Raw genomic sequence first — 22,030 nt, forward strand, 5'->3', positions numbered from 1 at the left:
TCAACCGGCTTTTGCTATCAATAGGTGAGCTGCTGGCGCTTGCTGGATAAGCGCTAGAGGCCGATTCTCTATAAAAATTCAGGCGATAAGCAGGGGGCGATGCCAACCCCCTCAGTAACTGCGCCCGCCCTTGTACATGGCGTGCTGGCGGCGGTTCAGCGTAGCGGTTTCGCCCAGGCGGCCCATGGCGGCACCCGCGTGGGCGTGGGTAATGGCCAGGCCCAGCCCGTCGGCCGCATCGGTGCCGGGCAGGCCGGGCAGTTGCAGCAGGCGGCGCACCATCTCCTGCACCTGGCTTTTGGCGGCGCGGCCGTGGCCCACCACGGCTTTTTTCATCTGCAGCGCGGTGTATTCGGCCACGGGCAGGTTGCTGGCCACCAGGGCGGTGATGGCCGCGCCCCGCGCCTGCCCCAGCAGCAGGGTGGACTGCGGGTTGACGTTCACGAACACAATTTCGACCGAGGCCACATCGGGCTCGTAGCGGGCCACCACCTCGGTGATGCCGTCGAACAGAATCTTCAGCCGCCCGGGCAGGTCGCCCAGGGCCAGGGTGGTGGTGCGGATGGTGCCGCTGGCCACGTAGCGGAGTTGGTGGCCATCCATGTCCACCACGCCAAAACCAGTGGTCTGCAGGCCGGGGTCAATCCCTAAAATACGCATGTGCTATTGAATTAATAGCTGTTAGCGCTTATTCATCAAGCGCTAGTGGCCAATTTTGCTTAAAGACCGAAGTACCAGCGGGTGGAGTGGAAGAACACGGGGGCGGCGAAGCACAGCGCGTCCACGCGGTCGAGCAGGCCGCCCGCGCCGGTGACCGACATGCCCTGCATGCCCCAGCTGGTCACGCCCCGGTCGCGCTTGAGGGCCTTCATCACCAGATGCCCCAGGCTGCCTGCAAAGCAGGCCAGCAGCGCCATGCCCAACGCCTGCCCCGGCTTGAATGGGGTAATGAACGACAGCAGCCCGCCCGCCAGCCCCCCGGCGGCCACGCCGGCCAGCCAGCTTGCCCACTGAAAGCTCTGGCTCACCTGGGGCGCCACCGGCTTGTGCGGAAAGCGATGCCCCACCAGGTGCTGCACCAGCATGCAGGTCTGCACCACAAACACCAGGAAGAAGACCAGGAACGCGCCCTTTTCGCGGTAGCCAGGGAAGTCGAGCAGCAGCAGCGCGGGCACATGGCTCATGCCGTACACGCAGACCATGATGCCCCACTGCAGCTTGGCGTTGCGCTCCAGAAAGCGCTCGGGGTCGTTGGCCAGTGCGCTCACCACCGGCAGCGCCAGAAACACATACACCGGGATGAACACGGTGAACAGGTCGAACATGCGGCTGCCCACGATGGTGAACTGCAGCGGCAGCACCACAAAGAACGCCAGCACCAGGCTGCGGTGGTCGCCCCGCCGCGTGGGCGACAGCGTGATGAATTCGCGCAGCGCAAAAAAGCCGACGATGGCAAACAGCACCGTGGCCACTGTGTCGCCCAGCGCCCAGCCAATCCAGAACACCGTGGCCATGCCCCACGAGGTTTTGATCAGCCCCCAAAAGCGCTTGACCTCCTGCGCATGCGCTTCGGCCTGCGGGTCGTCGCTGGCGTGCTCGCGCAGCGAACGGAAAAACCCCCACAGGGTGGCCAGCGAGAGCACGCCAAACACCACGATGAACAAGGCACCGATCTGCTGCGAGGTGGTGAGGTTGCGCAAAAAACTATTCATTCCAAAAATCCCATATCGACCCATTCAATGCTGCCTTTGCAGTGGGCGCTGCCCCTGCCGGGGACGCCGAGCAAAGGCCGCCCTGCAGTGAGGGCGTCGTCCCCCCTTGGGGGGAAGGCGCGAAGCGACTCAGGGGGGGCTTCATCTCACACCTCGCGCAGGGCCATCACCGCGCGGCGGGCACGGTCGAGAAAGGGGCGGCGCTCTTCCCCGGGTTCCAGCGCAATCGGCGCGCCAAACGTCACCGAGCACAGGATGGGCACCGGCACCACTTCGCCCTTGGGCATCACGCGCTGCACGTTGTTGATCCACGCGGGCACCAGCACCACGTTCGGGAACATCTGCGCCAGCTTGTACAGGCCCGACTTGAAGGGCTGGGGCTCGTCGCCATGGCCGCGTGTGCCCTCAGGGAAGATCACGATCGAATCGCCGCTTTCCAGCGCGCGCACCAACGGGGCGAGCGGGTCGCTTTCAGGCAGCGCAGCGCGCAGGGCTTCGGGCGAGGGCGGGGCGGCGGGCTCGGGGGCCGGGTCGGGGCCACCGGGGGCGGCGGTTTCTGCTGCGCCGTCCAGCGCCGGGGCGGCGTTGCCTGCAGCCTCCCCGGCCGGGGCTGGCGTGCGCGCAGGGCTGGCTTGCCGGTCCACATACACCGCGTTGAACACGGCGGTGGTGATCCACTGCTTGAAGGGGGTCTTGGTCCAGTAATCCTTGGCGGCGATGGGCCGGGTGATGCTGCGCAGCTCTTCGGGCAGCGCAGCCCAGATCAGCACCATGTCGGCGTGGCTCTGGTGGTTGGCAAAGTAGATGCGCTGCTCGGCCTTGGGAGGGCAGCCGTACCAGCGCGCCTGGGAGCCCGTCAGAAACCGCACCACGCCGAGCAGGAAGTAACTCATTAACTTGGCAAGCATGGCGGGGATCATACGGGCAGGGGTGCAGTGCCCGCCCGCCTTGCAGGCCCTAGAATGCGCGCCCCACCTGGTGCTCCGGGGCGAGTGGGGCGCCACGCCCGGTGTTGCACGGTCGGCTCCAGGCATTTCTTGACGAACGCAGCCGCAGGGCGCGCCTCAACTGCGCGCGCATCGCCACGCTGTGGCAAGCCCCGGGTGCGTTGAACACAGGCTCATTGGTTGGGTTTCATTCCATGGTGAAAAGTGATGGGTTTGTTGTTGGACGCCGGCTGATGCTGACCGGCAAGTGGCGCACGCCGCGCAATTCCGATGAAGAGGAGCAGGTCAACATCGCACGCGGCATGAAGGAGCTGGCACCGGGCTTTGGCTTCTTCAAGGGCGCCATCGTGGACCAGCATTTCATGCACCGCGCCCGCTACAACCGGCTCATCAGCGCGGTGCTCGACCACCCCCAGCTCATTGGCGTGGGCATTGACGAGGAAACCGCCCTGCTGGTGCGCGCAGACGGCCAGTGGGAAGTGCTGGGCAACTACTACGTCAAGATTTTTGACGCCCGCCGCGCGCAGATCGTGGACGACCGGGGGCCCTTGGCCAAGGCCGCCGACATCCGCATGCATGTGCTGCCCGAGGGCGGGCTGTTCGACCCGCGGCGGCGCCGGGTGGAATTCCAGGAGGTGAACATCCCCTGAGCGTGCGACCTATAACCCTGCGCTACACCCCAAGGCGGGGTGGTGGGGTCAAGGCAGTTCTGCGCTGCCCATGCGCCCCAGAATCGCCCGCGTGCGCCCCGCCAGATACGCCGAGCCAGGCGTTTTCTCAAACCGTTTGGGCGCGGGCAGCATCACGGCCAGGCGGGCGGCGTCGGTGGGGGTGAGCTGGGCGGCGCTTTTCTTGAAGTAGTGCTGCGCAGCGGCTTCCGCGCCAAACACGCCTTCGCCCCATTCCACGTTGTTGAGGTAAATCTCCAGAATGCGCTCTTTGCTCAGGATTTGTTCCAGGAGCAGCGTCAGCACAAATTCCTGCCCCTTGCGCAGCAGCGTGCGTTCGCCCGAGAGCAGCAGGTTTTTGGCCAGTTGCTGGGTGATGGTGGAGCCGCCCCGGATCTTGGGTGCGCGCACGGGGCGGTCGGGGGCGCGGCTTTGGGCCTTGGCGATCTGGGCCTCGGCCTTGGCGTTGCGCTCCCAGGCCTTTTCAATCGCGGCCCAGTCCACGCCCTCGTGGTTCACAAAGCCATCGTCTTCCGATGCGATGACGGCGCGTTTGAGGTGGTCGGAAATCCTGCCGTAGGGCACCCACTGCTGGCGCCAGGGCACGCTGCCCTTGCTGGTCAGCAGTGTCCAGGCTTCCGAGCGCTGGAAGGTGGTGGATTCGGGGTTGATGGCTGCCATGGCCGCAATGCGCAGCACAAAGAACAGCTGCAGGCCCACCAGGGCCAGCAGCACCAGGCCCAGCCAGCGCAGCAGCGCTTTCATGGCCTGGGCTCCAGGGTTCTGCAGGGCGTGAAGGGCAGGGCGCGCATGGCTGGGTCAGTGCGGGGCGCGGCGCAGTTCTTCCAGCACCTGGGCCGATGGCGGGCGCACACCGCGCCAGATGGCAAACGCCTCGGCGGCCTGTTCCACCAGCATGCCCAGGCCGTCGCGCGCCACGGCGCCGTGGGCTTGGGCCCAGTCCAGAAAACCTTGCGCAGCGGGGCCGTACATCATGTCGTAGGCCAGGCTGCCGGGGCGCAGCACGCTGGCGGGCACCGGCACGGCGTCGCCCGCCAGGCTGCTGGCGGTGGCGTTGATGATGACATCAAAATCGCCCTCTACCGCTTGCGGAGCAAGCGCCAGCAGCTCTGCTTTTTGTAGCACCGCCAGAGCGCTGTGCGAGGCCACCAGCGCCTCGGCCTTGGCCACGGTGCGGTTGGCAATGGTGATGTGGCGCACACCGGCCTGCAGCAGCGGGCCCAGCACGCCAGCCGCGGCACCGCCCGCGCCCACCAGCAGCAGCCGCGCGCCTTGCAGAGCTACGCCTGCATTGCGGGTGATGTCGGCCACCAGGCCCAGGCCGTCGGTGTTGTCGGCATGGATGCTGCCGTCTGCCGCAAAGCTCAGCACGTTGGCAGCACCGGCCAGGCGCACGCGTTCGCTGCACACACTGGCCAGGGCCGGGGCCTCGAACTTGAAGGGCACGGTGATGTTGCAGCCGCGCCCGCCCTCGGCGATGAAGTCACGCACGCCTTGCGCAAAGCCGTCCAGCGCGATCAGTCGGCGCTCGTAGCGCAGCTGCTGGCCGGCGAGTTCGGCAAAGCGGGCGTGGATGGCGGGCGAGCGGCTGTGGGCCACGGGGTTGCCCATCACGCAGTACAGATCGGGGGGGAGCGTCGAAGAGTTCATGGGAACAACAAGGGCTGCATGCAGGGGGCTGGCCAGGGCTGCCGCGAAACGGGCTGCGCCAGTCCGCAGGCGCCTGACGGGGGTTATCGCACGCTGGTTTCTAGGGTCTGTTCGCGGGTGAACTTGAAGCGGGCCACCATGGCCACCTGGTCGGCCTTGGCGCGCATTTCGGGGGTGAAGCGGCCAAACGGCGCGGCGGCGCGGGCAATGGCTTCGGCCCGGCGGTCCAGCGCGGGCTTGCCCGAGCCTTGCACCACTTCGGTGGAGAGCACGCGCCCATCGTGGTTGACGGTGACGATCATGATCAGCTCGCCATACAGCTTTTTGCCGCCCTGCTCGGGGAAGTTCTCGGTGCCCTTGTCTTCCACCTTGCGGCGCAGCGCGTCGTAGTACACCGCGTAGGCTTCCTCGCGCGTGGCAGGGCTGATGTAGCGTTTTTTGGGGCGCGAGTTTTCTTCGTTGATGCGCTTTTCAATCTCGGCCAGCAGCTTCAGCAACTGGCGGCGCTTTTCTTCCTGCGACATTTGCTCGCCGCTGTCGCTTTGCTTGCGCGGGTCGGGCTCGGGCATGGAGGCCAGCTGCTTGCGCAGTTGCGTGAGCAGCTGGGTTTGCTGCTCCTGCATGGCGTCCATCTTGCGCTGCATCTCTTCAAAGTCGTCGCCCACCGCCGTCAGGGCCGAGTAGGGCAGAGGGCTGGTGGCCCGGCCCTGCGCGGCATCGCCGCCGCCCGCCAGGTTGGACTGGGCGATGGCCTGTGCCTTTTCGGGGCGCTCGGTGGACTTGGCATTGACCAGGATGACTTCCAGCGGCGTGTCCTGGAACACGCGGTTGAAGCCCTCGGGGTCGATGAAGCGCACCGAGATAAGGGCCGCGTGCACGGCCACCGACACGCCCAGGGCAATCTGCAGCGTGCTGAAGGAGCGGAAAAGCGAGCGGATGTTCACGGCGTCGGATTATCGGCGTTGGCGGGTGCCGTGCTGTCGGCTTCGTTCACATCCACGGCGATGGCGATCGGGCCGGCCACGGCGTCTTCGTCGCCCTCGTCCTCCACCACGGCATCGTCGCTGGCGTCGTTCGGGTCGTCCAGGCGTTCCACCACCGTGCCGTGGATGTCCAGGGTGATTTCATCCACCTCGCCCAGCCGCACCTTCAGGCGCGCGCCGCGCGGCAGGTTTTGCGCGCCCAGCACGGGGAAGACCAGCGGAATGTCGTCCGCCCGCACCAGAAAGCTGCCACCCGGCCCTTCCTTGATGACGGCGGCCGTCAGCTCGGTGATGTGGTTTTGCTCGATGTACTTGAGCGTCCAGAAACGCTCCATGCCTGCCTGGTAGCCGTTGTAGGCGCTGTAGGCCGCATCAAAGCTGCTGATGATGGAGAACAGGTCTGCATCCTTGGGCTTGAACGGTGCGGCCAGTGCAGCCGTGGCGCCATGGCGCGCGCAGGCAATGATCTGCCACTGGTTGACCAGATCGGTGTAGCGGCGCAGCGGCGATGTGGCCCACGAATAAGCTTTGACGCCAATGCCCGCGTGCGGCAGCGCCTTGGTGCCCATGCGCACCTTCACGCCGGGGGCCATGCTGGCCTGGCTGCGGTAGATGCCGGGCACGCCCAGCTCCGCCATCCAGCTGCCCCAGGTGCTGTTGGCCACGATCATGGCCTCGGCCACGATCAGATCGAGCGGCGCGCCGCGCTGGCGCACGCTGATCTGCACCTGCTCGTGCCCCGTGGGCTCGGCGCCCTGGTTGCCCACCAGGCGGAAGTTGTAGTCCGGCCGGTTGAAGTTCTCGGGCTTGCCGCGCACCACCTCGCGGCGGGCTTTGAGTTCTTTGGCAAGGCGGTATAAAAATGATAGCTGCCCGCGCAGGTCAGACAAGCGCTGCGGGTCGTTTTGGTGCTCAAACGCTGGGTTGGTGAGCCATTCTTCCGTCACCACGCTGTCGAGCTGGTCGTGGCGCAGGTTGGCGGCCACGTGCACGCGCTCCAGTTTGGTTTCGGAACTCTTGAACTCCAGCGTGGCTTCGTCGATGGTCACGTACAGCGACACCGCCGGGTTGGCGCGGCCCTCGTCCAGCGTATACGTTTGCACCACGTCGTCGGGCAGCATGGTGATCTTGTAGCCCGGCATGTACACGGTGGACAGGCGCGCACGGCCGAGCTGGTCAATCGCGCTGCCGGGCTGGATGGCCAGGCCGGGCGCAGCGATGTGGATGCCCAGCACCACGGTGCCGGTGCCCAGGCCTTGCACAGACAGCGCATCGTCGATTTCAGTGGTTTGCGAATCGTCGATGGAATAGGCCTGCACCGGTGCCAGCGGCAGGTCGGCCGGCGGCTGCGGCGCTGCCAGCGCCGGAAAGCCCGTGCCCTTGGGAAAGTTTTCGAACAAAAAGCGCTTCCAGTGGAACTGGTAGGCCGAGTCGATGGCTCCGGCCTTTTGCAGCAGATCGAGCGGCGCGGTGTGCGTGGCGCGGCTGGCCTCGACCACGGCCTTGTATTCGGGCGCGTTCTTGTCGGGCTTGAACAGGATTTTGTAGAGCTGGTCGCGGATGGGCTGGGGGCATTCGCCCCGGCCCAGGGCTGCGGCCCACTCGTCAATTTGTGCGAGCAGCGCCTTCTTCTTCTCGATGGCGGCCAGGGCTTGCTGCAGGATTTCTGCGGGCGCCTTCTTGAAGCGGCCCTTGCCTGCGCGGCGGAAGTAATGCGGCGCCTCGTACAGGCGGAACAGCGCGCCCGCCTGCTGGGCCAGCGTGGCGTTTTCCGAGAAATAGTCGCGGGCGAGGTCGGCAAAGCCGAAATCGTCCTCGGGCGCGAATTCCCAGGCCAGGTCCAGCTCAATCGTCTCGGCCACGGCCTGGGCCTGGGCGATGAGTTCGGCGGGGGCGGGCTTTTCGAACTTCAACAGAATGTTCGCGGCCTTGACCTTGACCCGCTTGCCCGAATCGAGCTCAACCTGGGCCGAGGTGTCGGCTTCGGACAGGATACGTCCGGCCATGAATTTGCCGGCTTCTTCAAACAGTGCATGCATCGGGGGATTCTCCCATGGCTGTCTGCCCGCTCCGCACGGTGCAGATCCGGCCAAGCCGGATGAAATGAAATGCTATTGAATTTGTAGCTGCTGACGCTTGTTGGATAAGCGCCAGAGGCATTTTTTACCCAAAGCCTTTCTGGCGCCCCTATGATCCCCACCCTGGCGCAGCCTGCGCCCCGTGGTGGCCTGGCGCCGCCGCCTCGTTATTTGTCTTTTGATTTTTGACCCTTGCGCAAACCCCAGACGATGCCGTTTTCTGCCCTCAACACGCTGCTGACGGTGCTGGCCGTGGCGCTGCCCTTCCTGTTCGCGGTCACGGCGCCGCCGTCCCCCAACTTCTGGCCGCTGGTGTTTTCCTGGGCCTGTGGCCTGGCGCTGGCCGCCTGGGGGCTGGTGCAGGGGGCGGCGGTAGTCACCCGCGCCCAGTGCGTGCGCCTGGGCAACCGTGCCGCTGGCACGCTGGCGTGGGGGCTCTTGCTGGCGGCGGTGCTGGGTGGCGTGGTGGGGCTGTTGCAGTACCTGGGCGCAGAGCCCTGGGGCTTGCCGTGGATTCATCCGTCCACACCGGGCGAGGCGGTGGGCAACCTGCGCCAGCGCAACCAGCAGGCATCGCTGATGGCGCTGGGCGTGTGGTCCCTGCTCTGGCTGTGGGTGCGGGCCGAGCGGGTGCAGCGCCCCCAGTGGGGCATGGGCATGGTGCTGGGGGGGGCGCTGGCGGTGCTGGCCGTGGCCGCTGCCGCCACCAATTCGCGCACCGGCGCCCTGCAATGGCTGCTGATGCTGGGCTTGCTCTGCCTGTGGCGCCGCACCGATGCACGCAAGGCCATCGCCCTGGTATTGGTGGGCATGGTGCTGTATGTGCTGGCCGCCTGGGCGCTGCCGCAGGTGCTGCTGCAGGTCAGCGGCATACGCATTGATGGGCTGTTCGACCGGTTCTCCAACACCTCGGGCGCCTGCGGCGCACGCCGGGTGCTGTGGTCGAACATGCTGCACCTCATCTCGCTCAAGCCCTGGACGGGCTGGGGGTGGGGGGAGCTGAGCTACGCGCACTACATCACGCTGTTCCCCGAAGAACGTTTTTGCGTGCTGCTGGACAACGCCCACAACCTGCCCTTGCACCTGGCGGTGGAGCTGGGCCTGCCCGCCGCGCTGCTGCTGTGCGGCGGCGTGCTGGCGTGGCTGGTGTGGTCGCGCCCCTGGCGCGAGACCGACCCCGTGCGCCAGCTGGCCTGGGGCGTGGTCGCTGTGGTGGGGCTGCACAGCCTGCTCGAATACCCGCTGTGGTACGGCCCCTTCCAGGTCACCACCCTGTTTGCGCTGGTGCTGCTGTGCTGGCGGCGCGCGCCGGGGCGTGGTGTGCCCGAGGCGTGGCGGTGGCTGGGCAGCAAGCTGGGCGATGTCACTGTGGGGTGGGGCCTGGGGGCCGCCGTGTGCCTGATCGGCGCCGCAGCGCTGGGCATGGCTGCCTACCAGTACCGGGTGGTGAGCCAGCTCTACAAGCCGGTGGCCCAGCGCCCACCCGCCTTGCGCGATGTGCGGGCCGTGCCCCAGCCCAAGGGGGTGCTGTTTTCTGACCAGGTGCGCTTTGCCTGGCTCACCACGCAGGATTTGACGCCCGCCAATGCGGCCCAGATGCACGCCGTGGCGCTGGATTTGCTGCATTTTTCGCCCGAACCCCGGGTGATCGAGAAGCTGCTGGACGGCGCCCAGGCCCTGGGCCGGGCGGACGAAGCGGCTTTGCACCAGCAGCGCTACCGCATTGCCTACCCTGCAGACTTCGCCCGCTGGCAGGCACGCAGGGCGTCTGCGGCCAGTGCAGCCGGCGCGCAGTAGCCGCCGTCAGGCCAGCTGCAGAAAGCGCGTGATGGGCTCCAGGTGCTCGGTGAAGTCGCTCAGTGCATGGTCGCCGCCTTCGAGCAAACGCAGCTCGGCCTGCGGGTAGCGGGCCACCATCTCGCGCCAGTCCAGCACTTCGTCGCCTTTGGCGATGATGGCCAGCTCACGCGCAGCGGGTGGGCGGCCGCGCACATCCAGCGCCTGCAGCTCGCCGATGTATTCGGGCAGAAAGTAAAAGCGCTCGGCCGGGTCGTGCCAGCTGGTTTGCTCGCCGATGTAGCGCGCCAGGTCACGGGCCGGGTCCACCGCGGGGTTGAGCATCACACTGGGGCAGCCTGCGTGTTGCGCAACCCAGCTGGCGTAGAAGCCGCCCAGCGAAGAGCCGATGACCGCCATGGCGCCCCGGGGCCAGGATGCGATGCCCCGCGCTACCAGCGCCATCGCGGCCTGGGGCGAGGGCGGAAGCTGCGGGCACCAGAAGGTGACGGCCGGGTGGTGCTGCGCCACATGGGCCGCCATTTGCCGGGCTTTGGCCGAAGAGGGCGATGAACGAAAGCCGTGCAGGTACAGAAGGTGCGTGGTGGTCATGGGCGCGTTGAAGGGTGTGTGCGAAAGACGCAAGGCAGGGGAATCACTGCTTTTGGCGGGTCTGAGCGGGCATAAGATGTCTAGCCACGAAGACCCGGCACTGTGCGGGGTCTGTTGAGCCGCCAGCACCATGACTGATTTTGCCCCGCTTTCTGCAGCCAGCGCTCCCTTGCAGGCGGGCCGTCAACGAAGCGACGCTGCGTGCACGCCGCAAGCTGGTGGCGCTGGCCGAGGCACTGGACCTGCGGGTGGATGCTGGCTCGCCCGCTGCCCGGTTGCTGAAGCTGCCCCCGGCGGCGCAAGACGCCACCGCGCAGGACGACGCCCTCAGCCCCCTGGAACTCAAGCCCAGCGAAGCCAAGCCTTTGCCCGCTTTGCTGGCGTCGCAGGCGGGCGGCGCGGTGTCGGTCGCGCAGGTGAACGAGGTGCTGGCTGCTGGCATCCAGGACATCACCAACGCCATGGTCGAGAGCTTTCAGCTCAACGACGTGCTGCGCATGATCCTGGAGACGATGTTCCGCGCGCTCTGGGTTTTCGGCGCATGGTGTTTTGCCTGCGTGAGGCGCGCACCGACCAGCTCACCGGCCGCTTTGGCCTGGGCGAAGGCAGCGAAGCCGTGGTGCGTGCCATGAAGGTGCCGCTGAACGTGCCCGGCGATTTGTTCACGGCCGTGTGCCTGCGGGGCGCCGACACCCTCATCAACGATGCTACCGAGCCCCGCATCAGTGCGCGCCTGCCCCGGTGGTACGTGGAAGGCGTCAACGCCCCCTCTTTTCTGTTGCTGCCGCTGCAGATGAAGGGGCAGCCGTTTGCACTCATCTATGCCGACCAGGCGGTTCCTGGCGGCATCGTGGTGGACGACAAGGCCCCGGGTTTGCTGCGCACCTTGCGCAACCAGGCGGTGATGGCCTTTCGCCAAGCGGGCTGACTTCCCGGCGCAGCCGTCAGCCCGATAATTGGGGGATGGCCGCCGTTTTTGAAAAAACCTCTCTCCTGCAACGCATATTGCCCCTGTTTCGGGGGTTTGACCTGCCCTTGCTGTTTGTCGTGCTGTTGCTGGCAGGGGCAGGCCTGGTGGCCATGTACTCGGCCGGTTACGACCACGGTACCCGCTTTGTGGACCACGGCCGCAACATGCTCATTGCCGGAACCATCTTGTTTGTGGTGGCGCAGGTGCCGCCCCAGAGGATCATGGCGTTTGCTGTGCCCTTGTACGCGGCGGGGGTGGCGCTGCTGCTGGCGGTGGCGCTGTTTGGCATCACCAAGAAGGGTGCACAGCGCTGGGTGAACCTGGGCATCGTCATCCAGCCCAGCGAGATTCTGAAAATTGCCATGCCCCTGATGCTGGCCTGGTGGTTTCAAAAGCGCGAGGGGCAGTTGCGCCCGCTGGACTTTGTCGCCGCCGGGGCCCTGCTGGCCGTGCCGGTGGGGCTCATCATGAAGCAGCCGGACCTGGGGACCTCGCTGCTGGTGCTGGCGGCGGGGCTGTCGGTGATCTTTTTCGCGGGCCTGTCGTGGAAGCTGGTGCTGCCGCCTGTGGTGCTGGGGGGCATCGGCATTGCCCTCATCGTGTGGTTTGAACCCCAGCTGTGCGCGGACGGCGTGCGCTGGCCGGTGCTGCACGACTACCAGCAGCAGCGTATCTGCACCTTGCTGGACCCCACGCGCGACCCGCTGGGCAAAGGCTTTCACATCATCCAGGGCATGATCGCGATTGGCTCTGGCGGGCTCACGGGCAAGGGCTTCATGGCGGGCACGCAGACCCACCTGGAGTTTATTCCCGAGCGCACCACCGACTTCATCTTTGCGGCCTATTCCGAAGAATTCGGGCTGGCTGGCAACCTGTTTCTGATCGTGTGCTTTTTGCTGCTGATCTGGCGCGGGCTGGCCATTGCCATGGGGGCCGGCACCTTGTTCGGTCGCCTCATGGCGGGCGCTGTGTCGATGATTTTCTTCACCTATGCGTTTGTGAACATGGGCATGGTCAGCGGCATTCTGCCGGTGGTGGGCGTGCCGCTGCCCTTTGTCAGCTACGGGGGCACGGCCATGGTCACCCTGGGGCTGGCGCTGGGCATTCTCATGTCGGTGGCGCGCGCGCAGCGCCAGGAGCCCGCCAAAGCCCGTGCGCCGCTGTAGCGCGATGCGCCGGTTTTGCCGGGCGATGCCCTCAGGTGATGCAGGGGCGGGGTCAATACCCTTGCCTCGGGGGCTGTCCTGAGGTTACAACCCGGGGGCGTGTTTTCACTAACCCCTGGAGGTGCTCCCCATGGCGGCAAAGTTCGAGCTCAAGAAAACGTCCAACGACAAGTTTGTTTTCAACCTGCTGGCCTCGAATGGGCAGGTGATCTTGACCAGCGAGACCTACGACTCGCGCGCCAGTGCCCTGCAGGGCATCGAATCCGTCAAAAAACACGCGCCTGACGATGCCCGCTTCGGGCGCCTGAGTGCCCGCAACGGCGCACCCTACTTCACCTTGAAGGCGGGCAATGGCCAGGTCATCGGCCAAAGCCAGATGTACTCCGGCGCCAAAGCCCGCGATGCCGGCATCGAGGCCGTGCAGCACCATGCCCCGGTGGCGGTGCTGGTGGACCTCTCGGCTTCGCAGAGCGCGTAGCGCAGTTTTCCCCTGCGGCGGTGCGGGTGGGGTTGCCCGCCTAAAATGCGGCGATGACCTTTCGCTCCTCTACCGCCGCGCCGCAGCGCGCAGCCACCACCCAACGCATTGATGTCGCCCGTGAACTGCTGTTGACGCCTTTTGGGCTGGACGAGAGCCACCTGGCCCGTGCGCTGGCGGAAATCCGTGCCCACCAGGTGGACGATGCCGATCTGTACTTCCAGTACACGCGCAGCGAGGGCTGGAGTCTGGAAGAGGGCATTGTGAAGACCGGCTCTTTCAGCATTGACCAGGGCGTGGGCGTGCGCGCCGTGAGCGGTGAAAAGACGGCCTTCGCGTATTCGGACGACATTTCGCTGGCTTCGCTGCTGGACGCCGCGCGCACCGTGCGTGCCATTTCTTCTGTGGCGCAGACTGGCCGTGTGCGCGTGCCCGCCAAGAAGATTGCCACCAGCCGCAGCCTTTACCAGGGTGTAGACCCCATTGCTTCGCTGGACAGCACCGCCAAGGTGGCCCTGCTGGAGCGCCTGGAGCAGCGCGCCCGCGCCAAGGACCCCCGCGTGGCACAGGTAATGGCAGGCTTGGCCAGTGAGTACGACGTAGTGCTGGTGGCCCGTGCTGATGGCACGCTGGCCGCAGATGTGCGCCCGCTGGTGCGCCTGTCGATCACCGTGATTGCCGAGCAACACGGCCGCCGCGAAGTGGGCTCGGCCGGCGGCGGTGGCCGCTTTGGTCTGGCGTATTTCGATGACGCACAGCTGAGCAAGTATGTGGACGAGGCGGTGAACGCTGCCTTGACCAACCTGGAATCCCGCCCCGCTCCGGCTGGTGAAATGACGGTGGTTCTGGGTGCGGGCTGGCCCGGCATCCTCCTGCACGAAGCCGTGGGCCATGGCCTGGAAGGGGACTTCAACCGCAAGGGCTCCAGCGCTTTCAGCGGCCGCATCGGCCAGCGTGTGGCCGCCAAGGGCGTGACGGTGCTGGACGACGGCACCATTGCCGACCGCCGTGGATCGCTGAATGTGGACGACGAGGGCAACCCCAGCCAGCGCAATGTGCTGATCGAAGACGGCATCTTGAAGGGCTACATCCAGGATTCGCTCAACGCCCGTCTGATGGGCGTGGCCCCCACGGGCAATGGCCGCCGCGAAAGCTACGCCCACATCCCCATGCCGCGCATGACCAACACCTACATGCTGGGTGGCGACAAGGATCCGCAGGAAATCATCGCCAGCATCAAGAAGGGGCTGTACGCCAGCAACTTTGGTGGTGGCCAGGTGGACATCACCTCGGGCAAGTTCGTGTTTTCTGCCAGCGAAGCCTACTGGGTGGAAGACGGCAAGATCCAGTACCCCGTCAAGGGCGCCACCATCGTGGGCAGCGGCCCTGAATCGCTCAAGAAGGTGACCATGATCGGCAACGACATGCGCCTGGACAGCGGCGTGGGCACTTGCGGCAAGGAAGGCCAAAGCGTGCCTGTGGGCGTGGGCCAGCCCACCTTGCGCATCGAAGGCCTTACCGTGGGCGGCACGGCCTGACCACCTGACGACCGGGGTGCGAGGGCGGGGCTGCCAGTGCAGCTGTTGCGCATTGGCTGCACCCTGGCCATTCAGGGGTTTTGCGCTGTAACAATTTTTGCGGCGCGCAGCACAATCGGCCTATGCCGGCTTCGCGCACTTTTCTGTCGCAAAGTTTCCAGTCGTTTGGAGACATCAGCCGCTTTTTGCGCGAAGGCGTTGCCGACGAAGATTCGCGCCAGCTGCGCGACAGCTTGGGTGCTTTGTCCAACGCGATCGAAGAGGCCGTGCGCATTCGGCGCACCAGCACAGACACCCAACTCATCCACCGCACCGCAACGGCCCTGTTTCAGGGCGTGCGAGAGCACCAGCGGCTGCTGACAGGGCTGGGTTCCGGGTGGCACACCCTGTACGAGTTTGGGGTGTACCAGCGGGCGCTTTGGGAGCTGGGCCAGTCGGTTTCCACCTGGAAAGAGGCCTTGGAGCTTCGCCACTCCAGCGAAACCGAGCACTTTGACAAATTTGAGTTGCTGGCCTGGCGCACGCTGGGCGAGGCCTTGCTGCTCATCGACATGTATGAGCAGGGCAGCCGTGGCGAGGGAGGGGCGGAGCCTCCAGTGCCCTCCCGCAGCCGGTCTTGGTGGCAGCGCGCCTTGCGCTGGTTAGGTCGCTGAGGCATTGCTGCATGCGCGCCCCCTGGGTGAAGGCTGACGCGTATCCACGCCCGGAGCATGGCCTTCGCCCTCGGCGGTTCAGGTGTGGTTTTTTCGGCCCAAGTTTGCGCAAGCTGCTTGCAAGACCACCCGGGGGCTGTGCTACATTGAAAGCCATGCAAGTTCGCAGCGCGTTTTATTTTTGGTTTTTTATCTCGGTCCTAGGCGGATGAGAGGAAAACGCGCAAGTAACTGAAGCACCCTCCCCATACCAACCGCCGCAGCTGCAAAGCCCGGCGGTTTTTTGTTTTTCAGCCCCCTTTTTTCACTTTTTCCACCTTACGAGGACGACAACATGAGCTTGCAAGCCACCCCCGCCAGCGATGCCTGGTACCGCAGCGTCGAGAAAACCAGCCAGACCGACGACGAACGTATCAAGGACATTACCGTGCTGCCTCCTCCAGAGCATCTGATCCGCTTTTTCCCCATCAGCAACACGCCGGTGGAAGGGCTCATCAGCCAGACCCGCAAGAACATCCACAACATCATGGCGGGTGATGACGACCGCCTGCTGGTCATCATCGGCCCCTGCTCCATTCACGACCCTGCGGCTGCGCTCGACTACGCCCGCCGCCTGAAAGTGGTGCGCGAGCAGTACAAGGACACGCTGGAGATCGTCATGCGCGTGTACTTCGAAAAGCCCCGCACTACTGTGGGCTGGAAGGGCCTGATCAACGACCCCTACTTGGACGAAACCTACCGCATCGACGAAGGCCTGCGCATCGCGCGGCAGTTGCTGATCGACATCAACCGCCTGGGCATGCCTGCAGGCAGCGAGTTCCTGGACGTGATCTCGCCCCAGTACATCGGCGACCTGATCGCCTGGGGCGCCATTGGTGCGCGCACTACTGAAAGCCAGGTGCACCGCGAGCTGGCCTCAGGCCTGTCCGCCCCCATCGGCTTCAAGAACGGCACGGACGGCAACATCCGCATCGCCACCGACGCCATCCAGTCGGCCAGCCGTGGTCACCACTTCCTGTCGGTGCACAAGAATGGGCAAGTGGCCATCGTGAACACCAGCGGCAACAAAGATTGCCACGTGATTCTGCGCGGCGGCAAGGCCCCCAACTACGACGCCGCCAGCGTGGCCGCCGCCTGCAAGGATCTGGAAGCCGCCAAGCTGCCCGCCACGCTGATGGTGGACTGCAGCCACGCCAACAGCAGCAAGCAACACGAAAAGCAGCTGGACGTGGCGCGCGACATTGCCAGCCAGATTGCCGGTGGCTCGCACAGCGTGTTCGGCGTGATGATTGAAAGCCACATCAACGCGGGTGCGCAGAAGTTCACCCCCGGCAAGGACGATGCCTGTGCGCTGGAGTACGGCAAGAGCATCACCGATGCGTGCCTGGGCTGGGACGATTCGCTGACGGCGCTGGCCGACCTGTCGGCTGCAGTGCAGGCGCGCCGCGCTCGCTGAGGCGGCGCTTTGGCGCTACAGGGAAAAGACGGAGATGCACCCGGTGGGCTCAGCGTGTAAGCTCACCGGAACTCATCCCTCTTCTTCCACGATTGCAACGAGGTCACCCCATGCCCAGTGAAGTATCCGTCCGTCTGGCTGCCGATCAGGAATACCGTTTTGACCTGTCCAGCGCGGAGCCCATGGCCCACGAGGCCGCCCGCCTGTGGCTGGACGAGCAGTTCACCACGCTCGACTGCGAACCGCTGCGGGCCAGCGGCAAAGTCTTGCTGGCCGACAAGGTGCTGACCGTGGCGCAGGCCGCAGGGGCAGCGTTGTTCTCGCAAGCAGAGTGGGGCCAGCGTTTTGCCCTGGCGGCCAGTGCGGCGCTGGCGCGGCCCATTGTGCGCGTAGACGTGCCTGCAATGGCTATCACGTACTGAACTGCTAAATACCAGCCTTGCTATCCCGTAAGGGGGTAACATGAAAATAGCTGCCAGCGCTTGATATATAAGCGCTGGCAGCTATTGTTTTTGTAGTGCCTTTGGCGTGTTGGTTGCGTTGGCCGTGTTAGCCGCGTTGCAGCGCTTCCAGCAACCGGGCGTGGATGCCGCCAAAACCGCCATTGCTCATGCACACCACATGGTCGCCAGGGCGGGCGGCCTGGGTGATCTGCTCCACCAGGGTGGCAATGTCGGGGGCGGTCTGCGCACGTTGGCCCATGCCCACGCCCAGCGGTGCCAGGGCCTCGGCAGCGTCCCAGTCCAGCCCGGCCGTGTGGCAGAACACCCGGTCGGCGGGTTCCAGCGCCCAGGGCAGCTGGCTTTTCATGGCCCCCAGCTTCATGGTGTTGCTACGGGGTTCGAAAACCGCCAGGATGCGGGCTTCAGCCCCCAGGCTGCGGCGCAGGCCGTCGAGCGTGGTGCGCAGCGCCGTGGGGTGGTGGGCAAAGTCGTCATACACGGCAATGCCGCGCACCGTGCCGCGCAGCTCCATGCGGCGCTTCACGTTCTGAAACTGGCCCAGCGCGGCCGCCGCCACGGCGGGTTTCACCCCCACGTCGTGGGCAGCGGCAATGGCAGCCAGTGCGTTGAGCTGGTTGTGCACGCCGGTCAGCGCCCATTCCACGCGCGCCGCTTTGCGGCCTTGGTGCAGCACGTCAAAAGCCTGCGGGTCGCCTTCGGCTGTGAAGTCACTCACGGCGGCACCAAAGCTGCTCACCTCGCTCCAGCAGCCTTTGTTCAAGACGCGGGTCAGGCTCTCTTCCAGCCCGTTGGTCACCACACGGCCCGAGGGCGGCACGGTGCGCACCAGGTGGTGGAATTGGCGTTCGATGGCGGCCAGGTCGTCAAAGATGTCGGCGTGGTCAAACTCCAGGTTGTTCAGCACCGCCGTGCGGGGGCGGTAGTGCACAAACTTGCTGCGTTTGTCGAAGAAGGCGGTGTCGTACTCATCGGCCTCGATCACGAACAGCGGGCGCTGGCCTTGCGCGCCGGGGCCGGGCTGAGGGCGCTGTGCGGCCCCCAGGCGGGCAGAGATACCGAAGTTCAGCGGCACGCCGCCGATCAGAAAGCCCGGCTGCAAGCCTGCGCTCTCCAAAATCCACGACAGCATCGACGTGGTGGTGGTCTTGCCGTGCGTGCCCGCTACGGCCAGCACATGGCGGCCTTGCAGCACATGCTCGGCCAGCCACTGGGGGCCGCTGGTGTAGGGCAGGCCAGCGTCCAGAATCGCTTCCATCAGCGGGAACTTCGGGCTGCCATCGGGCAGACGGGCCCGGCTGACCACGTTGCCCACCACAAACATGTCTGGCTGCAGCGCCAGTTGCTCGGCCCCAAAGCCTTCAATCAGGTCAATGCCCAGTGCGCGGAGCTGATCGCTCATGGGGGGGTAGACCCCGGCATCGCAACCGGTAACCTTGTGCCCCGCCTCGCGGGCCAGCGCGGCCAGGCCGCCCATGAAGGTTCCGCAGATTCCGAGTATGTGTATGTGCATGGCGGGGGATTCTAATGACGGGCCATGGGGGGCTCGGTCTGCTGGCGCGCAAGCTGCGCACCCCGGGCAGGTGATGAAGCCAATGCGCCGAATGATCGGGAATAAATAGCACCCCTGCGGTGCCGATGTCCCTCTGAAGAGGTAGCAGGGGTGCGGAGATCTTCTGGGGGCGTTGCACCCCCAGTGCGTCATCACGCCATCAGGCCTGGATGTAAGCGGTCTTCACCGTGGTGTAGAACTCGGCGGCGTAGCGGCCTTGCTCGCGCGAGCCGTAGCTGCTGCCCTTGCGGCCACCGAACGGCACGTGGTAGTCCACCCCGGCGGTGGGCAGGTTCACCATCACCATACCCGCCTGGGCGTGGCGCTTGAAGTGCGTGGCGTGCTTGAGGCTGGTGGTGGCAATGCCGCTGGCCAGGCCAAACGGCGTTTCATTGGCCAGGGCCAGTGCTTCGTCATAGCCCTTCACACGCTGGATGCTGACCACGCGGCCAAAGATTTCTTCGCGGTTGATGCGCATCTCGGGTGTGGTTTCGGTGAACAGGGCGGGGCGCAGGTAGAAGCCGGGGGCGCCGTCGGCATTGGTAGCGAGCGCTTCGCCGCCGTGCAGCGTGGCGCCTTCCTTTTGGCCGATGGCGATCTACTTCAGGTCTTGCGCCAATTGGCGGTCATCTACTACGGGGCCGATGTCGGTGCCGGCCTTGCGGGCACCCGTGTCACCTGCGGCAAACAGTGTCGATGCGCCGTAGAACTACAGCTACTCCAGGCGATCGGCATAAGGCTTGGGCGCAAAGCGCAGCTCGCTGTCGAAGTCGGTCAGAGGAACGGTCAGCAAGCCGGCTTGCAATACGCTTTTGAGGTCTTGTGGGGACATGTTCAGGCTCCGTTGGGTGAGAAATGTGCAAGAGTCCTGCTTCCAGCCCGTCAAGGCCGGGCACCAGGAACACGAGAAATTCATGTTGTATGTCATCGTACAAAATAAAAAAAGCGTACGGTTCAATACGAATGCCACCTCCGCCCTTGGTTGGGCGGAGGTGGCTGGGTAGGGTCAGCTGGCTTCCGTCTGGGCGCGGCGGCGGCGCTCACGGCTGTTGGCCAGGTGGGTGCGCATGGCTGCGCGGGCGGCGTCGGGGTCTTGCCCCACGATAGCGTCAAAAATGTTCTCGTGCTCGCCATTGACGCGGCGCAGGTACTGTCGGCGCTCATCGCTCTGGTCGTCGCTGCCTTGCAGGCGTGCGCGCGGAATGATCATGCTGCCCAGTGTGCTCATCAGCTCGGTGAAATGACTGTTCTGGGTAGCGCGTGCAATCTCCAGGTGGAACTGGAAGTCGGCCGCCATTGCGTCGCGGCCTTCGTCCACGGCTTGAGCCACCGCGTTCAGCGCCTGGCGCATGGTGGCCAAGTTGGCGTCGGTGCGGCGTTGCGCGGCCAGGGCTGCGGCTTCAGTCTCCACGCCAATGCGCAGCTCCAGCACGGCAATCACGCCGCGCAGGGTGCTGAATTGCTCGGGGGTGATCTTGAAGCCGGGGTTTTGTCCCATGCCCAGCACAAACGTGCCAATGCCGTGGCGGGTTTCGACCAGCCCCGAGGCCTGCAGCTTGGAAATCGCTTCGCGCACCACGGTGCGGCTGACGTCGAACTCGGCCATGATGGCCGCCTCGGTGGGCAGCTTGTCGCCCACGGCCAGGCGCCCATCGCGAATGCGGTTACCCAAGGAATCCACCAGCTCCAGGGCCAACGTGCGGGGTTTGCGGCGGAGAGTGGTTTCTGTGTTCATTTCCCGGTGTTATCCCTATGTCGATTCGTAGTGCTGCGTAGTGGCATTTCGATGGTGTGACAACTGATGACATTCAACTGTCCCGCAGTGCCACTGTACCAAGAACCTGTCGAATTGCCATGACTGCTCACCCGACGCCGATCCGATTCAACCGAATCTTGCTCACTGGCGCTGCCGGTGGTTTGGAGCGCGAGCTGCGCGCCCGCCTGAAAGCGTATTGAACCACCGTGCGGCTGTCGCACATTGCCGACCTGCGCCAGGCTCTGCCGGAGTGGAAGAACCTGCTCGCCCTGGTGCTGGTGTGCGTGGGCATCTGGCTGGTAACGCGCGTCCGCCCCCTCTGCCACGCCAGCCAAATATTGATCGGGCCCCATAAAGATTGAACTTTCTGCTGATTTTCGCGTTCGAAGCAGCATGGACAAAGAAGACGCGAGATACCAAACCCTGGAGCAGCTTCACGAGCGGCGCAAGCAAGTCATCCGACTGCACAAACGGGGCATCAAAGTCATGGAACTGGTGCAGATGTCGGGCTTGAGCTACCCGGCTGTGCGCAAGGTGCTTGATCTGTTCGAGCAAGGCGGCTGGCCAGCCATCAAACCAGCCGGTCGTGGTCGCACGAAAGGCGATGCCCGATTGCTCACGCCCGAGCAAGAAGTCCACATCCAAAAGACCATCTGCGACAAACGTCCCGAGCAATTGAAGATGGACTTCTTCCTGTGGAGTCGCGCCGCCGTGATGCAGCTTATCGAACAGGAATGTGGCTTGAAATTGGGTGTGCGCACCGTGGGCAAATACCTGGCACGCTGGGGTTTCACCCCACAAAAGCCCATCAAGAAGGCATACGAACAACGCCCCGAAGCCGTCAAGGCCTGGCTAGATGAACACTACCCGGCCATCGAGGCCAAGGCCAAGGCTGAGGGCGGCGAAATCCACTGGGGCGATGAGACCGCACTGGTCAACACCGATGTACGCGGCAGGAGCTATGCACCAGCAGGTGAGACACCCGTGGCGTTCACGGTGGGCAGCACACGCCAGAAGCTGTCGATGATCGCCACGGTGACCAACCGGGGCAAGGCACGCTGGATGATCATTGACGAGGCCTTCAACAGCGACAAGTTGATTGAGTTCCTGGAGGCCTTGATCAAGGACGCGGGCAAGAAGGTGTTCCTGATCCTTGACAACCTGCGTGTACATCACAGCAAACCGGTCAAGGCGTGGCTGGCAGAGAGAAAGGAACAGATCGAGGTGTTCTACCTGCCCAGCTACAGCCCGGAACTCAACCCAGAAGAGCGTTTGAACGCCGACCTCAAGCAGGCCATGGGCAAGCGGGTCCCGGTCAGAACAAAGGCAAAACTGCGCGATGCGGCCAACGAACACATGGCCATGCTGGAGAAGTCACCCGAGCGGGTGATGAGCTACTTTCAGGATCCCCGCGTCAAATATGCCGCCGCTTGAGACTTCATGGGGCCGGAGCAATAAGAGCGGCGAACAAAACGCCCCTGGCGTCGTTGTTTCGCCTTGTCGTACTGTTTGTACTGCCTGCGGCGAAACGCCTAGCCAGGGCCGCTGCGCTG

At 65.0% G+C, this 22,030-nt stretch carries 22 protein-coding genes and 2 pseudogenes; 12 read left to right on the forward strand and 12 right to left on the reverse strand.

The genetic code is table 11. The annotated features are described in order from the left end of the window. Positions 1 to 111 precede the first annotated feature (111 nt). From ruvC to PQV96_RS04070, 3 genes are all read right to left on the reverse strand, one after another. The gene (ruvC, locus tag PQV96_RS04060; RefSeq protein ID WP_273624685.1) at positions 112 to 660 is read right to left on the reverse strand and encodes a crossover junction endodeoxyribonuclease RuvC; all 549 of its coding nucleotides are present in this window, start codon (positions 658 to 660) and stop codon (positions 112 to 114) included. 59 nt (positions 661 to 719) lie between these two features. Continuing rightward, positions 720 to 1,712: a phosphatidate cytidylyltransferase gene (locus PQV96_RS04065; RefSeq protein ID WP_273624686.1), complete on the reverse strand. Its 993-nt coding sequence runs from the start codon at positions 1,710 to 1,712 to the stop codon at positions 720 to 722. A gap of 146 nt (positions 1,713 to 1,858) precedes the next feature. Then, positions 1,859 to 2,620, reverse strand: coding sequence for a lysophospholipid acyltransferase family protein (locus PQV96_RS04070; RefSeq protein ID WP_273624687.1), 762 nt, complete (start codon positions 2,618 to 2,620; stop codon positions 1,859 to 1,861). Positions 2,621 to 2,892: 272 nt separating this feature from the next. Between PQV96_RS04070 and PQV96_RS04075 the strand changes: the two genes are divergently transcribed. Beyond that, on the forward strand, positions 2,893 to 3,309 hold the full coding sequence (locus tag PQV96_RS04075) for a cyanophycinase (protein ID WP_066695450.1): 417 nt from the start codon (positions 2,893 to 2,895) through the stop codon (positions 3,307 to 3,309). A gap of 48 nt (positions 3,310 to 3,357) precedes the next feature. On the opposite strand, the gene mtgA is transcribed toward PQV96_RS04075, so the two are convergent. The 4 genes from mtgA to PQV96_RS04095 form a co-directional block, all read right to left on the reverse strand. Continuing rightward, positions 3,358 to 4,092 carry a monofunctional biosynthetic peptidoglycan transglycosylase gene (gene mtgA, locus PQV96_RS04080; protein ID WP_273624688.1) on the reverse strand — a complete coding sequence of 245 codons (735 nt, stop codon included), beginning with the start codon at positions 4,090 to 4,092 and terminating at the stop codon, positions 3,358 to 3,360. A gap of 54 nt (positions 4,093 to 4,146) precedes the next feature. Then, the gene (gene aroE, locus PQV96_RS04085; RefSeq protein ID WP_273624689.1) at positions 4,147 to 4,998 is read right to left on the reverse strand and encodes a shikimate dehydrogenase; all 852 of its coding nucleotides are present in this window, start codon (positions 4,996 to 4,998) and stop codon (positions 4,147 to 4,149) included. An 83-nt stretch (positions 4,999 to 5,081) separates the two neighbouring features. Beyond that, a complete protein-coding gene (locus PQV96_RS04090; RefSeq protein ID WP_066695456.1) occupies positions 5,082 to 5,942 on the reverse strand; it encodes an energy transducer TonB in 861 nt (286 codons plus the stop codon). Next, the gene (locus tag PQV96_RS04095; protein ID WP_273624690.1) at positions 5,939 to 8,020 is read right to left on the reverse strand and encodes a ribonuclease catalytic domain-containing protein; all 2,082 of its coding nucleotides are present in this window, start codon (positions 8,018 to 8,020) and stop codon (positions 5,939 to 5,941) included. The genes PQV96_RS04090 and PQV96_RS04095 overlap by 4 nt, the downstream gene beginning before the upstream one ends. Positions 8,021 to 8,251: 231 nt before the next feature. Here PQV96_RS04095 and PQV96_RS04100 point away from each other — a divergent pair, with 231 nt between their 5' ends. After that, entirely contained in the window at positions 8,252 to 9,856 is a 1,605-nt protein-coding gene (locus PQV96_RS04100; protein ID WP_337931572.1) for a PglL family O-oligosaccharyltransferase, read from the forward strand. Between the two features lie 6 nt (positions 9,857 to 9,862). On the opposite strand, the gene PQV96_RS04105 is transcribed toward PQV96_RS04100, so the two are convergent. Beyond that, positions 9,863 to 10,447, reverse strand: coding sequence for a YqiA/YcfP family alpha/beta fold hydrolase (locus PQV96_RS04105; protein ID WP_273624691.1), 585 nt, complete (start codon positions 10,445 to 10,447; stop codon positions 9,863 to 9,865). A gap of 140 nt (positions 10,448 to 10,587) precedes the next feature. Between PQV96_RS04105 and PQV96_RS04110 the strand changes: the two genes are divergently transcribed. The 8 genes from PQV96_RS04110 to PQV96_RS04145 all read left to right on the forward strand — a co-directional run bounded on the left by PQV96_RS04110 (position 10,588) and on the right by PQV96_RS04145 (position 17,130). Further along, on the forward strand, positions 10,588 to 11,079 hold the full coding sequence (locus tag PQV96_RS04110; RefSeq protein ID WP_273624692.1) for a hypothetical protein: 492 nt from the start codon (positions 10,588 to 10,590) through the stop codon (positions 11,077 to 11,079). After that, a complete protein-coding gene (locus PQV96_RS04115) occupies positions 11,076 to 11,375 on the forward strand; it encodes a hypothetical protein (protein WP_273624693.1) in 300 nt (99 codons plus the stop codon). Before PQV96_RS04110 ends, PQV96_RS04115 begins: the two co-directional genes overlap by 4 nt. Positions 11,376 to 11,410: 35 nt before the next feature. Next, complete coding sequence (rodA, locus tag PQV96_RS04120; RefSeq protein ID WP_198845870.1) at positions 11,411 to 12,583, forward strand: rod shape-determining protein RodA; 1,173 nt, start codon at positions 11,411 to 11,413, stop codon at positions 12,581 to 12,583. Between the two features lie 130 nt (positions 12,584 to 12,713). Continuing rightward, positions 12,714 to 13,061 carry a YegP family protein gene (locus PQV96_RS04125; protein ID WP_044401667.1) on the forward strand — a complete coding sequence of 116 codons (348 nt, stop codon included), beginning with the start codon at positions 12,714 to 12,716 and terminating at the stop codon, positions 13,059 to 13,061. 53 nt (positions 13,062 to 13,114) lie between these two features. Beyond that, on the forward strand, positions 13,115 to 14,599 hold the full coding sequence (tldD, locus tag PQV96_RS04130) for a metalloprotease TldD (protein WP_273624694.1): 1,485 nt from the start codon (positions 13,115 to 13,117) through the stop codon (positions 14,597 to 14,599). Between the two features lie 122 nt (positions 14,600 to 14,721). Further along, entirely contained in the window at positions 14,722 to 15,252 is a 531-nt protein-coding gene (locus PQV96_RS04135) for a hypothetical protein (RefSeq protein WP_044401661.1), read from the forward strand. A 334-nt stretch (positions 15,253 to 15,586) separates the two neighbouring features. Beyond that, positions 15,587 to 16,708 carry a 3-deoxy-7-phosphoheptulonate synthase gene (locus PQV96_RS04140; protein WP_273624695.1) on the forward strand — a complete coding sequence of 374 codons (1,122 nt, stop codon included), beginning with the start codon at positions 15,587 to 15,589 and terminating at the stop codon, positions 16,706 to 16,708. 110 nt (positions 16,709 to 16,818) lie between these two features. Further along, a complete protein-coding gene (locus PQV96_RS04145; RefSeq protein WP_273624696.1) occupies positions 16,819 to 17,130 on the forward strand; it encodes a hypothetical protein in 312 nt (103 codons plus the stop codon). Between the two features lie 127 nt (positions 17,131 to 17,257). Here the strand turns inward: PQV96_RS04145 and mpl are convergent, their stop codons facing one another. The 4 genes and pseudogenes from mpl to PQV96_RS04165 form a co-directional block, all read right to left on the reverse strand. After that, the gene (mpl, locus tag PQV96_RS04150; RefSeq protein ID WP_273624697.1) at positions 17,258 to 18,682 is read right to left on the reverse strand and encodes a UDP-N-acetylmuramate:L-alanyl-gamma-D-glutamyl-meso-diaminopimelate ligase; all 1,425 of its coding nucleotides are present in this window, start codon (positions 18,680 to 18,682) and stop codon (positions 17,258 to 17,260) included. A gap of 199 nt (positions 18,683 to 18,881) precedes the next feature. After that, a pseudogene (locus tag PQV96_RS04155) lies at positions 18,882 to 19,388 on the reverse strand (aldehyde dehydrogenase family protein); the annotation flags it as partial. A gap of 51 nt (positions 19,389 to 19,439) precedes the next feature. After that, positions 19,440 to 19,553, reverse strand: a pseudogene (locus PQV96_RS04160) (5-dehydro-4-deoxyglucarate dehydratase); the annotation flags it as partial. A gap of 174 nt (positions 19,554 to 19,727) precedes the next feature. Next, on the reverse strand, positions 19,728 to 20,456 hold the full coding sequence (locus PQV96_RS04165; protein WP_207375145.1) for a FadR/GntR family transcriptional regulator: 729 nt from the start codon (positions 20,454 to 20,456) through the stop codon (positions 19,728 to 19,730). A gap of 227 nt (positions 20,457 to 20,683) precedes the next feature. On the opposite strand from PQV96_RS04165, the gene PQV96_RS04170 reads away from it, so the two are divergent. Both PQV96_RS04170 and PQV96_RS04175 read left to right on the forward strand, forming a co-directional pair. Further along, positions 20,684 to 20,839, forward strand: coding sequence for a hypothetical protein (locus tag PQV96_RS04170; protein ID WP_273624698.1), 156 nt, complete (start codon positions 20,684 to 20,686; stop codon positions 20,837 to 20,839). A gap of 31 nt (positions 20,840 to 20,870) precedes the next feature. After that, positions 20,871 to 21,911, forward strand: coding sequence for an IS630 family transposase (locus tag PQV96_RS04175; protein ID WP_044395424.1), 1,041 nt, complete (start codon positions 20,871 to 20,873; stop codon positions 21,909 to 21,911). Positions 21,912 to 22,030 lie beyond the last annotated feature (119 nt).

It is taken from the genome of Acidovorax temperans, from assembly GCF_028596105.1.
Taxonomy (GTDB): domain Bacteria; phylum Pseudomonadota; class Gammaproteobacteria; order Burkholderiales; family Burkholderiaceae_C; genus Acidovorax; species Acidovorax temperans.

Bases quoted from the DNA above. Each gene is read 5' to 3' on its own strand.
- PQV96_RS04095 (WP_273624690.1), bottom strand. From the start codon at position 8,020: ATGCATGCACTGTTTGAAGAAGCCGGCAAATTCATGGCCGGACGTATC.
- mtgA (WP_273624688.1), bottom strand. From the start codon at position 4,092: ATGAAAGCGCTGCTGCGCTGGCTGGGCCTGGTGCTGCTGGCCCTGGTG.
- PQV96_RS04115 (WP_273624693.1), top strand. From the start codon at position 11,076: ATGAAGGTGCCGCTGAACGTGCCCGGCGATTTGTTCACGGCCGTGTGC.
- ruvC (WP_273624685.1), bottom strand. From the start codon at position 660: ATGCGTATTTTAGGGATTGACCCCGGCCTGCAGACCACTGGTTTTGGC.
- PQV96_RS04175 (WP_044395424.1), top strand. From the start codon at position 20,871: ATGGACAAAGAAGACGCGAGATACCAAACCCTGGAGCAGCTTCACGAG.
- PQV96_RS04140 (WP_273624695.1), top strand. From the start codon at position 15,587: ATGAGCTTGCAAGCCACCCCCGCCAGCGATGCCTGGTACCGCAGCGTC.
- tldD (WP_273624694.1), top strand. From the start codon at position 13,115: ATGACCTTTCGCTCCTCTACCGCCGCGCCGCAGCGCGCAGCCACCACC.
- PQV96_RS04165 (WP_207375145.1), bottom strand. From the start codon at position 20,456: ATGAACACAGAAACCACTCTCCGCCGCAAACCCCGCACGTTGGCCCTG.
- rodA (WP_198845870.1), top strand. From the start codon at position 11,411: ATGGCCGCCGTTTTTGAAAAAACCTCTCTCCTGCAACGCATATTGCCC.
- PQV96_RS04075 (WP_066695450.1), top strand. From the start codon at position 2,893: ATGCTGACCGGCAAGTGGCGCACGCCGCGCAATTCCGATGAAGAGGAG.
- aroE (WP_273624689.1), bottom strand. From the start codon at position 4,998: ATGAACTCTTCGACGCTCCCCCCCGATCTGTACTGCGTGATGGGCAAC.
- PQV96_RS04125 (WP_044401667.1), top strand. From the start codon at position 12,714: ATGGCGGCAAAGTTCGAGCTCAAGAAAACGTCCAACGACAAGTTTGTT.
- PQV96_RS04135 (WP_044401661.1), top strand. From the start codon at position 14,722: ATGCCGGCTTCGCGCACTTTTCTGTCGCAAAGTTTCCAGTCGTTTGGA.
- PQV96_RS04145 (WP_273624696.1), top strand. From the start codon at position 16,819: ATGCCCAGTGAAGTATCCGTCCGTCTGGCTGCCGATCAGGAATACCGT.
- mpl (WP_273624697.1), bottom strand. From the start codon at position 18,682: ATGCACATACACATACTCGGAATCTGCGGAACCTTCATGGGCGGCCTG.
- PQV96_RS04105 (WP_273624691.1), bottom strand. From the start codon at position 10,447: ATGACCACCACGCACCTTCTGTACCTGCACGGCTTTCGTTCATCGCCC.
- PQV96_RS04065 (WP_273624686.1), bottom strand. From the start codon at position 1,712: ATGAATAGTTTTTTGCGCAACCTCACCACCTCGCAGCAGATCGGTGCC.
- PQV96_RS04070 (WP_273624687.1), bottom strand. From the start codon at position 2,620: ATGCTTGCCAAGTTAATGAGTTACTTCCTGCTCGGCGTGGTGCGGTTT.